At 63.6% G+C, this 12,654-nt stretch carries 8 protein-coding genes; 4 read left to right on the forward strand and 4 right to left on the reverse strand.

What is annotated here, in order from left to right; genetic code table 11:
* The 4 genes from LOY70_RS26385 to LOY70_RS26400 are packed head-to-tail and all read right to left on the reverse strand — an operon-like array spanning nucleotide 1 to nucleotide 7,743.
* Nucleotides 1-4,569 carry an alpha-2-macroglobulin family protein gene (locus LOY70_RS26385; protein WP_265038207.1) on the reverse strand — a complete coding sequence of 1,523 codons (4,569 nt, stop codon included), beginning with the start codon at nucleotides 4,567-4,569 and terminating at the stop codon, nucleotides 1-3.
* Entirely contained in the window at nucleotides 4,566-5,225 is a 660-nt protein-coding gene (locus LOY70_RS26390; protein ID WP_413776620.1) for a DUF1175 domain-containing protein, read from the reverse strand. The genes LOY70_RS26385 and LOY70_RS26390 overlap by 4 nt, the downstream gene beginning before the upstream one ends.
* The gene (locus LOY70_RS26395) at nucleotides 5,210-6,919 is read right to left on the reverse strand and encodes a DUF2138 domain-containing protein (protein ID WP_265030885.1); all 1,710 of its coding nucleotides are present in this window, start codon (nucleotides 6,917-6,919) and stop codon (nucleotides 5,210-5,212) included. The genes LOY70_RS26390 and LOY70_RS26395 overlap by 16 nt, the downstream gene beginning before the upstream one ends.
* A 35-nt stretch (nucleotides 6,920-6,954) precedes the next feature.
* Nucleotides 6,955-7,743, reverse strand: coding sequence for a YfaP family protein (locus LOY70_RS26400; RefSeq protein WP_265030887.1), 789 nt, complete (start codon nucleotides 7,741-7,743; stop codon nucleotides 6,955-6,957).
* A 268-nt stretch (nucleotides 7,744-8,011) separates the two neighbouring features.
* On the opposite strand from LOY70_RS26400, the gene LOY70_RS26405 reads away from it, so the two are divergent.
* From LOY70_RS26405 to dxs, 4 genes are all read left to right on the forward strand, one after another.
* Complete coding sequence (locus LOY70_RS26405; RefSeq protein WP_265030889.1) at nucleotides 8,012-9,148, forward strand: Fic family protein; 1,137 nt, start codon at nucleotides 8,012-8,014, stop codon at nucleotides 9,146-9,148.
* 230 nt (nucleotides 9,149-9,378) lie between these two features.
* Entirely contained in the window at nucleotides 9,379-9,621 is a 243-nt protein-coding gene (locus LOY70_RS26410; RefSeq protein ID WP_003185917.1) for an exodeoxyribonuclease VII small subunit, read from the forward strand.
* Nucleotides 9,618-10,505 (forward strand): (2E,6E)-farnesyl diphosphate synthase, encoded by an 888-nt coding sequence (gene ispA, locus LOY70_RS26415; RefSeq protein ID WP_265030891.1) that lies wholly within the window; start codon nucleotides 9,618-9,620, stop codon nucleotides 10,503-10,505. Before LOY70_RS26410 ends, ispA begins: the two co-directional genes overlap by 4 nt.
* Nucleotides 10,506-10,619: 114 nt before the next feature.
* Nucleotides 10,620-12,518: a 1-deoxy-D-xylulose-5-phosphate synthase gene (gene dxs, locus LOY70_RS26420; RefSeq protein ID WP_265030893.1), complete on the forward strand. Its 1,899-nt coding sequence runs from the start codon at nucleotides 10,620-10,622 to the stop codon at nucleotides 12,516-12,518.
* The last annotated feature ends 136 nt before the right edge of the window (nucleotides 12,519-12,654 follow it).

The following is a 12,654-nucleotide window of genomic DNA, read 5'->3' on the forward strand; positions in this document are numbered from 1 at the left end:
TCAGTTGACCGTGATCTGACCGAGCGCCGGTTTCTGTTCCCGTGCCTGATGCTGCGGCGCGTAGACCTGGGTGAAGCGTACCGGCGGCAAGGTGAACTGGCCCTTCTGGGAGAAGCGCACCAGGTGCCGCAAGCGCAATTCGCCACTGAGGGCATCCACCGGCACCGCGTAAGCCATCTGGCCCGGTTCGAAGCGGGCCTTTTCCAGGGAGGTCGGTTCGCTGTCGGCCTTGCCCATCAACTGGATGCCCCAAGTGGTGCGCTCCACATCGGCGCCCGGCGGCAACGGCACTTCAAGCATGCCGTAGCGCAGCGGTGTCGGCGCCTTGCTGTTGATGATCACTTCATCCAGATAGAGGCTGTCGCTGGACAACGGCTTGTTGCCCACGGCTTCGAGCTTGAAGGTGAACGCCTCGTCCCCCGGCACCAGACGCGACAGGCGCCGGGTGATGGACACGGCCATCGGCGCCAGCGGCGGTTGCTGGCTCTGGAAGCTCAGCGCCGCTTGCAGTGGGCGCTCCTGGGCCCCCGTGAGGGTGAGTTGGGTCGGCAGTTGCGCACCCTGCCATTGCCAGTAGGTTTCACCGGTGGCGCCTTGCTGGGCTTTCCAGCCTTCGCCCGGGGCCAGGGCCACGGCTGGCGCGGCCTGTTCGATGCTGCGTTGCAGCCAGGTCAAGGCCAGGGCCCGTTCCAGGGTCGACTGTTGCGGCAGCACACGTTCCAGCAAGGTGCTGGCGCGGGCCTGGTCGAAGCTTTGCAACGACAGGACCAGGGCCTCGACGAATGGCTGCGAGCTGAGTTCCAACTGCTGTTGCGCGGCGTCCACCTGGCGGCTGAAGGCGGCCGGCAACGGCACCTTCGCCTGCTTGGCGAGGGACGCGGTCAACACGCGGGCGCTGGCCAAGCCAAGGGCTGAATCCGGCGCGTTCATGACCAGGCTGTCTTCACCGCTGTCCAGCACGCTTTCGGCAGTGTCTTCACTGGCCTTGGCCAGGTCGTCCATCAGCCCGCTGAGCAAGGTGTTCACCGGCAATTGCATCTGCTTGGCGAACGACAGGATCAACGCCCGTTGCAGCAGCGGCGTATCACCGGCCTGCTTGGCGTAGACCTCCAGCACCCGCTGCCAGTGTTCCGGCGGCAGGCTCAGGTCCAGGGCCTTGCTGGCATGCCAGTCGGCGTAATAGGCGTAGGCCGTGAGGAACGCATCCGGCTCGCCGTCCTGGCCCCACCAGGTGAAGCTCGCCGAAGGCCCGGCCATTTGCACCAGGCGCAAGCGGCTGTTTTGCATGATCAGGCGCAAGCGATCGCGGATCTGCGGGTTCGCCGCCAGGGTCGGGTAGGCGATGCTCAATGGCAACAGACGGCTGGCGGTCTGCTCGACGCCACCGTAGGGGTAGCTCAACAAGTCGTCCAGGGCCGAACGGAACAGCGCTTGCGGGCTGTCATCCAGGCGCAGGCGGATGTCGCTGGCATCGGCAGGCAGGGCCAGCGGGGTGTCGCCACTCGCCACGTCGAAGCGCTGGCTCTGGGTGACTTGCCAACCGCTGCCGCTGGCGTTCAGGCGCACCGCCAAGGTGTCCTGGGTTTCGCCGTTCACTTGCAACTGGACGCTCAAGTCGCCGCTGCTCAGGTCCATGGCCGGCAGCGCCACATAGTTGATGCCGTTCTTCAGTTCTGCCGCCACCCGTTGTTCAGTACCGGCATAGCGGATCAGCAATTCAGTGGTCAGCGGCTTTTCCGCCTGGCTGAAGGCGAACAGGCCCAGTTGCGGCTTGTCGCCCGTGCGGAAGCGGGTCGGGCCGCTCCACTTCAGGTACAGCGGTTTTTCCGAGGCGATGAATTGTTTCTTCTGCCCCACTTGGCCGTCGTCAGAGATGGCCCGGGCGGTGATGCGCCAGCGGGTCAGGGAATCCGGCATCTTGAAGGTGAAGCGGACCTTGCCGCTGGCGTCGGTGACCAACTCCGGTTGCCACGCAGCCGTGTCGACGTCTTCACGCCGCGGCCGCTCCAGCACCTTGACGCCACGCTCGCTACGGTTGGCCTTGCCCGGCGCACCAGGGCTGCCCGGCAGCGCCACGTCGTAGCTGATGAACGACAGGCTGGCGCTGGTGCGCACGTTATTGCGACGCGGGTGATAGAAGAACTGGTCGATGGTCGGCGCCACTTCCGGTTGCAGGGCATAGACCATTTCGTCGACGACGCTGACGGTCAGGTGCGCGGGAATGGCCTTGCCGGCGAACTGGGTGCTCAGGTCCACGGTCACCGTGTCGCCAGGGCGGTAGGTGGCTTTGTCAGTGACGACCGCTACATCGATCTGCGGTGCAACCACCTTGATGCCGGCGTTCTGGAAGCTGTACTGGCCGCCCTTGGTGTAGAGCACCGAGAACGTCATGTTCGGTGCGAAGGCATCCTTCACCGGAATGCGCGCGCGATATTGAGTGTCGCTGAGTTTTTCCATCTTCAGCCAGTCACTGCCCTTGGACAGCAGCGCCGTGGCCTCGACCTTGTCCCGCTCAAGGGACAGCAGCGCATCGCTGACCGGTTCCGGGAAGGTGATCAGCGCCAGCGCTTCGTCACCGGTCTTGTATTCAGGTTTGTCGAAGACGATCTCGACCGTGCCCGGCACGGCCTTGATGCCTTCACCGGTCACCGCATGGGCGGCGGCGCCGATGACCCGGCCGTGGTCGTCCTTGAGCGTCAGGTTGTAGGTGCCGGGACGATCGAAGGTCAGGCTGAAGCCCTTGTCCTTGGCCGTCAGCTTGCCTTCACCCGTGGTCTGGTCTTCCAGGCGCACCCAGGCGTAGCCGCCCGGCGTCACGGCCTTGGCTTGCTCGTTGCCGCCTTCGTTGGCGTAGCTGAACGCCACTTTCTGGCCGACGGCGCTGAAGCGCTGAGGCGCGCTCAGACGGAAATTCGCCGCGCCACGGTCGATGAGGATTTCCTTGGTGGTCTTGACCCGATACGCCGCACCATCGCTGGCGAACACGGTGAGGGTGTAGCGGCTCGGCTTGTCGGCGGCCGGCAGGTCGAGGGTCGCGTTGCCCTTGGCGTCGGTGGTCACTTCGCTGCTGGTCAGTTCCACCGGGAATTGCCCCAGGTATTGCAGCTCGTTATCCACCATCGACAGTTGCTGGGCCCGCAGGCTCAGGCTCACCGTGGCATTCACCACGGGCTTGCCGTCCGGGTACAGCAGCACCAGGCTGCCCTTGACCGGCTCGCCAGTGCGGTAGTCCTGCTTGGCCAGGTTCAGGGCGATTTCGAAGTGCGGCTTGATGTATTCAGCCACGCGGAAAGCACTGCTGTAGAGCTGGTCCTTGTAGCTGAAGCGCAGTTCATAGCCACCGGCCACGGCGTTTTCCGGCAGTTGGAAGCGGCCCTGGGTACCGGCCTTGGAATCCAGCTTCAGGGCCAGGGTTTGCAGGGCGGTGCCGGTGGCATCGAGCACGCTGACATTCACGTCGGCGGCCGCCGGTTGCACCGAATCGCGGGCGTTCTTGAACTCACGACCAACGATTTTCAGCGATACCCAATCCCCTGGCCGGTACAGCGGCCGGTCGGTGAAGGCATAGAGCTTGGTGTCGTAGATTTCGCTGTCGTAGTAGAAGTTCTCGGAGACGAATACCCCGCCCTCCTCGTCTTCGCCAATGACGAACGAACGCTCCGGGCTGACGTGTTTGAGACGCAGCAAACCGTCTTCATCGGTGGCACCGCTGCTCATCACACCCAGGCCGTCGGTCCACAGCACATTGACCTTGGGCACCGAACGCCCTTCATGCTTGCGTGCGGCCCAGACCAGCAACTCGTCGCCGGCAATCTTGCTCACTGCCACGGTGTTGGAGACGAAGACCATGGTGGTCGCGCGGTATTTGCCGATCAGCGCTTCCACCAGGTACAGGCCGGGCTTCAACTGGCCCAGCGGCACGTAGACGTTGCCCGGCGCGACGCTGACGAACTCACTGGACGAACCGGCCAGGTTGACCCCGGCTGGCGGCTGGATCGGCTTGGCCTGCCACAGCGGATAACGGAATTGGCTGACCACCGGCAAACCCGGGATCAAGGCGAATTGTGCCGGTGCGTCGTACGGGGTCGGCGCCACCAGGGCGTCGCCGATCTTCAGCTCCGGCACTTCTTCGGTGACTTGCTGGCGAGACTCATAGGAGAACGCCCGCTGCATCACCCGACGGGATTTGCGATACCAGTTGTCCCACAGGTAAGCGAGGGTGTTCGACAGGCCTTCACCCTTGAACTGGCCGTCGCTGACCACACGGTGCAGGTTCTTCTGGCGCTTGAGGAAGTCCAGCGGCTTGTCGATGCGATAGACGCGGATATCGGCGCCGCCATAGGGCTCCATGCGGAACCGGCGATAGTCGCGGCCCGGCGCTTCGAGGCGAACCATGGCCTGCTCATCGCTGGCAAAGCTGCTGTCGGCCAGCAGGAAGAAGCTTTCACCGGCCACCGGCGTGTAGCCGCTGGGCTCCACCGTGTCTTCGGCATTCACGACAGGTGCCAGCAACAGGGCGAACAGCAGGGGCAATTTTGAACACAAGCGCAGCATGCGGGCACCGGTCATTGGGAGAGAAAGTTGAGTCGATAGACGCCGATGAAGTTGGGGTTGGCTGCGTCGGGTATCCATCGGGTGTCCTTCCAGTTCATGAGTTGTTGCAGGCTTGCGGAGCGCATGCCGTTGTCGGTAGGGGTTGTAGTGCCGGTGTGATAGGCGATGTAGCGGCCCATCCAGATCATCAGGTGCTGGTCGTCGCCCTGGTCGAAGAACATCAGGTCGCCGGGACGGGCCTGGGCGACATCGCGGCCCACCAGGCGACTGTTGAACTGGATCAGCTTGATGGCGTTGACGTAGGGCCCGACCTTGCCGCCGCCCTGCTGCCATTGCTGGGCGAGGCGCCGTTGCGCATCGCTGAGCGGCAGTTCCGGCGGCAGGTAGCGATTGGACAGGCCATTGCTGCGCAGCCATTTTTCATCGTGGACCTTGAGCGCTTCGTTGGCGGCGAAACGCACCAGCCCGGCGCAGTCCTGCTGATACCAGCGCGGGCTCGGGCCTTTGGTCAGCTGTTCCTGGGCAATGCGCACGAACCAGGCACGAAACACCTGGGACTGCTGCACATCCAGCGCCGGCGTCTCGACGGCCAACGCCGGCCCGCCCAGCAGCAACGCCAGCAGCAGCGCCCACCCGGGATTTCGAATCAGTCCTGTCACAGGGCTTTCCATTCCAGCGGCAGCCACTGCCAATGACCGTCCGGTTCGCTGCCTTCGGGCAACGTCAGGGCGTATTTGCCGTAGCCGCCGAGGGTGCGCAGTTTCGGGATCAGGTAGGTTTGCGCGGCGTTGTAGAACACCGGTTCCATGTCCTGGGGCAGGCTGTCGAGGGTTTCGCGCTGCATCAGTTGCGCCATGGCATCCGGGCCGAAGTAGAACGGCATCAGCAGATCCTTGGGCACCACGTCGGCCATGGGCGGGAAGCGTTTGTCGAGGGTGCCGAGGGCTTTGTCCACCAGCTTGTCGTCGAGGGAAAACAGCAACGTCGAACCGTGGCGCGCCAGGCTGACCCGCATGAACGCCTTGCCGGTGATCGCATCGGGCTGCTCTGCGTCCTTGGCCGGGTAAGGGCCGAAGTTGGAGCTGACCTGGCGAAGCCACTGGTGCGTCGGGCCTTGCTGCTTCTCGACCACCGGGAAGGCATGTTCGGCGACGTTGTTTTCGTAGGCGCCCACCATCGAGCCGAACAGGTTGCCCAGGTCGGCGTCGAGCTTGCCGTCGTCTTCGTTCAGGCTCGCCACCAGCAGCGGCGTGTACAGGCGCGAATCGGCGTACCAGCACAGGCCCGCCGCGCCGGCCATATGGTCGACCATGGCCTGGGCGGCCTTGTCGTCGGCGCCGAGTTTTACCAGCAGCGGCTTCTGTTGTTCGGCGGCCAGGGGCAAGGTCACGCAGGCACTGGCGCCCATGGGCATGGCTTGCCAGATCGGCTTGAAGTCGAAGTCCGGCTGGTTTTCCAGCTCGTCCATGGCCAGGAAGCTGTGCCAGCCCTTGTCGTCCATGTCGAAACGCAACCCGGCGAAGTTCGGGATGAAACGCTGGTAGCCCATGGCGAGCACGCTGGCGTTGACCGAGATGCGTTGCTTGACCTCCGGCGCCTTGGGCGGCAGGCCGAAGGCTTCGGGGAAGAGTTTGTCGCCATTGAGCAAGGCGGCCAGGGCGGTGGTCGAGACGCTGCCCGGTTCAACCGTCGTCCCGCTGGCCGGGTCATAGAGTTTGGTCGGATTGGACAGCACGACCAGCTTGTCGCCATGGGAGGCGAAAAGCAGGGATTTGCTGGCGTTGTAGCTGAGCTGGTAGAGCGCGACGTCATCACTGCCGACTTTCAGGTCGCTGAGCTTGCTCAACTGGGTGTCGTCCAAAGCGACTTTCGCCAACGGCTCCAGCACCTTGGCCAACCCGCCGCGATCCATTACCAACAGGAAGTCCTTGAGGCGACCGTCCGCACCGCGCCACAACGCGACATCGGCTGGCTGGTCGAAAAGCTCTTCGATCAGGCTGTCCTGCAGCTTGAGGTCATGCTCGTAGATGATCCGGCGCAGGCTGCCTATCAGCCCGAGGCGGTCGGCGTGGGCCTCGTAATAGAAGACGAAGTCCTCGGTGAGCGTGGCCTTGAGGAACGGCACCGCCAACAGGTCCTTGGGCAACTGGCTCAGGGAATGCGCCTCGAGCAAGCCGTCGGGGCGGCTCAGGCCGAGTTTTTCCAACGCCAACTCCATGGGCGGCGCCTTGGGCTTGGTCATGAACCAGCCCAACCCGGCGGCCACACCCGCGACCAGGCACAGCCCGATCAGTATCGCCGGCCAGCGGCGCACAGGTTTGGCGACAGGGGTCGGCGTGGTCGGGGAAGCAGTGTTGTCGCTCATATTCACAAGGGCCTGTTCATCCGTGGAGCGGATACTTAGTAGTTGAAAGTCTTGACCAGCAACAGATCGCCAATGGCGCGCAGGGGCACGACAAAGGTCTCGCGTTTTTCATTGACGGTGTTTTCATTGAGGACCAGGTTGATCTGCGAGGTGATGACCTCGTTCTCGTTGCTGGTTTCGTCGAAGTTATAGCCGCCGTTGCCGTAGTTGCCCCAATAGTTCACGTAGACCAGGTACGTGCCGTGCATCGGCGCGGTCATGGTGAACATTTCCGGGCCGGGGCCATCGACACCATCGGGGTCAAGGCCGCCGCCGTTGGTCAGCGCCGGCCGACCGAAAAACGCATGCTGGCCGTCGGGCGTCACAATGTGCAGGTCCAGTTCGGCCTTGGGGTCATCCCAACCCAGCACCACGCGGATCTGCGCCGGGGTACGCAGGTTGTTGGCTTCATAGAATTGCACGCGCTTGAGGGAGCGGCCTTCGGAGCTGCGCACTTCGACGCTGTTGGAACCGGCACCGAACGCATACGGCCGGGCGAAACGCCCCTCGTCGTCGGTATAGAGATTCAGTGGATTGCCGTTGACCGCCAGGCTGTGGGGCTGGCGAGCCGTGCCCATGTCTTTGATCCGACCTTCGATCATCGTGCGGTTGCGCTGCACGCCCCGGTCGATGGGCGGGGTGGGATAGGCGACCTGTGGGTTTTCAGTGCGATCGAGCAAGCCGCTGTAGCGCCAGCCCCCGACCGGCTCCGACAGCTCGGCCGAAGGCTCGGCCCACGCCAACGGCGCACCGAGCAACACGATCAATAAAGAAAGAAAACGCACGTATGCCTCCTGCCATGCACAACGCAACCCGGCGCCCTTCCTCGGCGCTGCTTGTCATTATTCGGGTTTCGTCTGGAGGCCCCGTTACAAGGGGCCGTAGATGGCGCGAAGATTAGCTATTCGGCGGATTTTCCACAATCGGGGAACACGCGATTATGTGTGGGAAATCACGTACTGAGAGGTGGGTGAGCCGAATAATAGTCTTATTCGGCTCACGAAATGAGCCGAATAAGACTATTATTCGGCTCATTCATCTTTGGACAGGCGCATGGCACCCCATTGGATCTGGCAACAGCCCGACTGGCCCGACTTCCGCTGGCAAGCTGAAGCATTGGCACCGCTGCTTCGCGAATGCGTGCAGACCCAAGGCCAGTTGCTCGGCATGACGGGCGCGGTCACGGCTTCGCTCAGCGCCCAGAGCGAACTGGATGCCTTGCTGCAAAACATCGTGACCTCGTCGGCTATAGAAGGAGAGCAATTGAATGTCGGCTCGGTGCGCTCGTCCCTGGCTCGCCGCCTCGGCCTGGAACAAGGCGACGACACGCCGGTCAGCCAACGCAGCGAAGGTTTGGCGAACCTCTTGCTGGACGCGACCCGGCATTTCAACCAGCCCCTGACTGTCGAACGCTTGCTGGAATGGCATGAGTGGTTGTTTCCTGATCAAGCCAGCGACTTTGCCCACCGACAGATCCGCGTAGGTACGCTGCGCGGTGACGAACCGATGCAAGTAGTCTCAGGCAGGTTGGACCGCCCCACCGTTCACTTCGAGGCGCCTCCTCGCCAGGGTCTTGAACAGCAATTGCAAACGTTCATCGACTGGTTCGAGACCAGTCGTCATCAGGCCGACCTCGATCCGTTGTTGCGTGCTGGCATCGCTCATTTCTGGTTCGTCACCCTGCATCCATTCGACGATGGCAATGGCCGCCTGACCCGCACCCTGACCGACCTGGCACTGGCCCAAGGCGAAGCCCAGGCAATCCGTTTCTACGCCATGTCCGTGAGCATCCTCGACGACCGCGCCGGTTATTACCGGATTCTGGAGAACAGCCAGAAGGCCACACTGGATATCACTGCCTGGCTGACCTGGTTTCTGCAGACGCTGTTGCGCAGCCTCCAGCAGGCGATGACGCGGATCGACAGCGTGTTTTGCAAAGCGAGATTCTGGCAAGCTCATCGCAACAGCGCGCTTACGCCTGAGCAGATCAAGGTACTCAACCGAATGCTCGATGGCGGTGAAAAAGGCTTCGAGGGCGGAATCAGCGCAGCCCAATACCAAGCGGTGGCGAAGGTTTCCAAGGCGACGGCGACCCGCCATCTCGCCGAACTGCTGGAGAAAGGCTGCCTGGAACGAATGCCCGGCGGTGGACGCAGTACCCGGTATCGGGTCAGTTATCCAGTTGGCTGAAATCCCGTGGCGAGGGAGCTTGCTCCCGCTCGACTGCGCAGCAGCCGCAATCCGACTTGATCCCAGCAGGTTGGGGGCTGCTTCGCAGCCCAGCGGGAGCAAGCTCCCTCGCCACAAAAGCAGGTCGGTGCAAGCCCGCTGCCCCGCTTCGATCCCCCTGCCCTGATTTGCCCCAAAACCCCATGTCTGCTAGTGTCGCGCCGGTTTAACAGTCAACCGGAATCGCCGCCATGGCCCGTAAAAAAGCTGCACTGGACTTCGAACAATCTCTGGCCGACCTGCAAACGCTGGTCGAACGGCTGGAGAACGGCGAATTGTCGCTGGAAGACTCGCTGACCGCCTTCGAACAAGGCATCGGCTTGACTCGCGACTGCCAGGCGGCGCTGGCCCAGGCCGAACAGAAGGTGCAATTGCTGCTCGAGCGTGACGGTGAATTGACCGAAGAGCCCTTCGACGCGGAACAGCCTGAATGATCGGCGCCTATCAGGCCGGCAGTCAGGCCCGGGTCAATGCTGCACTGGACACCTTGTTCAGCGCCCCGAGCCCTGAGCTTTCGCGGCTGTACGAAGCCATGCGCTACAGCGTGATGAACGGCGGCAAGCGGGTGCGTCCATTGCTGGCCTATGCCGCGTGCGAAGCCTTGGGCGGCCAGGCCGAACAAGCCAATGGCGCGGCCTGCGCGGTGGAGCTGATCCACGCCTATTCGTTGGTCCACGATGATTTGCCGGCCATGGACGACGACGACCTGCGCCGCGGCCAGCCCACCACCCACAAGCAATTCGACGAAGCCTGCGCGATCCTGGCCGGCGACGGTTTGCAGAGCCTGGCCTTCAGCGCCCTGCTGGACCCGGCCCTGAGCGATTGCCCGGCGCAGATTCGCCTGGACATGGTCAGCGCCCTGGCGCTGGCGGCGGGCCCCGCCGGAATGGTTGGCGGCCAGGCCATCGACCTCGGCTCAGTGGGCCTGAAGCTGGACCAGAACGCCCTGGAATACATGCACCGGCACAAGACCGGCGCGCTGATCGAGGCGAGTGTGCGCCTCGGCGCCCTGGCCAGCGGTCGGTCCACCCCCGAGCAGTTGCAGGCCTTGCAGATCTACGCCCGGGCCATCGGCCTGGCGTTCCAGGTGCAGGACGACATCCTCGACGTCGAAAGCGATACCCAAACCCTGGGCAAACGCCAGGGCGCCGACATCGCCCGGGATAAACCGACCTACCCGGCCCTGCTCGGCCTCGACGCGGCCAAGGCCTATGCCTTGGAGCTGCGCGACCAGGCACTGGCGGCGCTGCGACCCTTTGACGCGGCGGCCGAGCCGTTGCGCGATCTGGCGCGCTATATCGTCGAACGACGCAGCTGATACGGGGTCAACCCCTTTAGACTGCGTATCGGCCAAGTTCCGGCCAACGCGTGGGCAGCTTGCGATCCATAAGGTAAACTGCCGCCTCTTTCTATACCTATAACGATTCGCCTGATGCCCACGACGTTTCAAGAGATTCCCCGCAAGCGCCCGACCACGCCCCTGCTGGACCGCGCCAACACGCCGGACGGCTTGCGTCGCCTGGGTGAAGCCGAGCTGGAAACCCTGGCCGATGAGTTGCGCCTGGAACTGCTCTACACGGTCGGTCAGACCGGTGGGCATTTCGGTGCCGGCCTGGGCGTCATCGAGCTTACGATCGCGCTGCATTACGTGTTCGACACTCCGGACGACCGGCTGGTATGGGACGTCGGACACCAGGCCTACCCGCACAAGATCCTCACCGGTCGTCGCGAGCGCATGGGCACGCTGCGCCAGAAGGACGGCATCGCGGCCTTCCCGCGCCGTTCCGAGAGCGAGTACGACACCTTTGGCGTCGGCCATTCCAGCACTTCCATCAGCGCCGCCCTGGGCATGGCGATTGCCGCCCGCCTGCAAAACAGCGAGCGCAAGGCCATTGCCGTGATCGGCGACGGCGCACTGACCGCGGGCATGGCCTTCGAGGCGCTGAACCATGCGCCGGAAGTCAACGCCAACATGCTGGTGATCCTCAACGACAACGACATGTCGATCTCGCGCAATGTCGGCGGGTTGTCCAACTACCTGGCGAAGATCCTCTCCAGCCGCACCTACGCCAGCATGCGCGAAGGCAGCAAGAAGGTATTGTCGCGCCTGCCCGGTGCCTGGGAAATCGCCCGCCGTACCGAAGAGTACGCCAAGGGCATGCTGGTGCCCGGCACGCTGTTCGAAGAACTGGGCTGGAACTACATCGGCCCCATCGACGGTCACGACCTGCCGACCCTGATCGCCACCCTGCGCAACATGCGCGACCTCAAGGGCCCGCAGTTCCTGCATGTGGTCACCAAGAAAGGCAAAGGCTTCGCCCCGGCGGAAGTCGATCCCATCGGCTACCACGCCATCACCAAGCTCGAACCCCTGGACGCTCCGGCCGCCACGCCGAAAAAGCCCGGCGGCCCGAAGTATTCCGGCGTGTTCGGCCAATGGCTGTGCGACATGGCCGCCGCTGACCCGCGCCTGGTGGGCATTACCCCGGCGATGAAGGAAGGCTCGGACCTGGTGGCCTTCAGCGAACGCTACCCGCAGCGCTATTTCGACGTGGCGATTGCCGAGCAGCACGCCGTGACCCTTGCCGCCGGCATGGCCTGCGAAGGCGCGAAACCGGTGGTGGCGATCTATTCGACCTTCCTCCAACGCGGCTACGACCAGCTGATTCATGACGTTGCGGTGCAGAACCTCGACGTGCTGTTCGCCATCGACCGCGCCGGCCTGGTGGGCGAAGACGGCCCGACCCACGCCGGCAGCTTCGACCTGTCGTTCCTGCGCTGCATCCCCGGCATGCTGGTGATGACCCCGAGCGATGAAAACGAATTGCGCAAAATGCTCACCACCGGCCACCTGTTCAATGGCCCGGCGGCGGTACGCTACCCACGCGGCAGCGGCCCGAACGCAACCCTCTCAACCGACCTCGAACCGATCGAAATCGGCAAGGGTGTGATCCGCCGCCAGGGCAAGCAGACCGCCCTGCTGGTGTTCGGCGTGCAACTGGCCGAAGCCTTGAAAGTCGCCGAAACCCTGGATGCCACCGTGGTGGACATGCGTTTCGTCAAACCCCTGGACGAAGCCCTGGTGCGCGAGATGGCCGGCAGCCATGAACTGCTGGTGACCCTTGAGGAAAACGCCATCATGGGCGGCGCCGGCGCGGCGGTCAGCGAATTCCTGGCCCGGGAGAACATCCTCAAGTCGGTGCTGCACCTGGGCTTGCCGGACCACTACGTCGAACACGCCAAGCCTGCGCAAATGCTGGCCGAATGCGGGTTGGATGAGGCAGGGATCGAAGCGGCGGTGCGGCTGCGGTTGCAGTTGTTGGGCCGGTAAGTTCAGCCAACACAAGCCCCTGTGGGAGCGAGCTTGCTCGCGATAGCGGTGTGTCAGCCAATGGATTACCTGACTGATCTTCCGCCATCGCGAGCAAGCTCGCTCCCACAAGGGGTTTATGCAGACCAGAAATGTC

The sequence above is a fragment of the Pseudomonas sp. B21-054 genome (genome assembly GCF_026016345.1).
GTDB lineage: Bacteria > Pseudomonadota > Gammaproteobacteria > Pseudomonadales > Pseudomonadaceae > Aquipseudomonas.

Bases quoted from the DNA above. Each gene is read 5' to 3' on its own strand.
- LOY70_RS26405 (WP_265030889.1), top strand. From the start codon at position 8,012: ATGGCACCCCATTGGATCTGGCAACAGCCCGACTGGCCCGACTTCCGC.
- LOY70_RS26385 (WP_265038207.1), bottom strand. From the start codon at position 4,569: ATGACCGGTGCCCGCATGCTGCGCTTGTGTTCAAAATTGCCCCTGCTG.
- dxs (WP_265030893.1), top strand. From the start codon at position 10,620: ATGCCCACGACGTTTCAAGAGATTCCCCGCAAGCGCCCGACCACGCCC.
- LOY70_RS26390 (WP_413776620.1), bottom strand. From the start codon at position 5,225: ATGGAAAGCCCTGTGACAGGACTGATTCGAAATCCCGGGTGGGCGCTG.
- ispA (WP_265030891.1), top strand. From the start codon at position 9,618: ATGATCGGCGCCTATCAGGCCGGCAGTCAGGCCCGGGTCAATGCTGCA.
- LOY70_RS26410 (WP_003185917.1), top strand. From the start codon at position 9,379: ATGGCCCGTAAAAAAGCTGCACTGGACTTCGAACAATCTCTGGCCGAC.
- LOY70_RS26395 (WP_265030885.1), bottom strand. From the start codon at position 6,919: ATGAGCGACAACACTGCTTCCCCGACCACGCCGACCCCTGTCGCCAAA.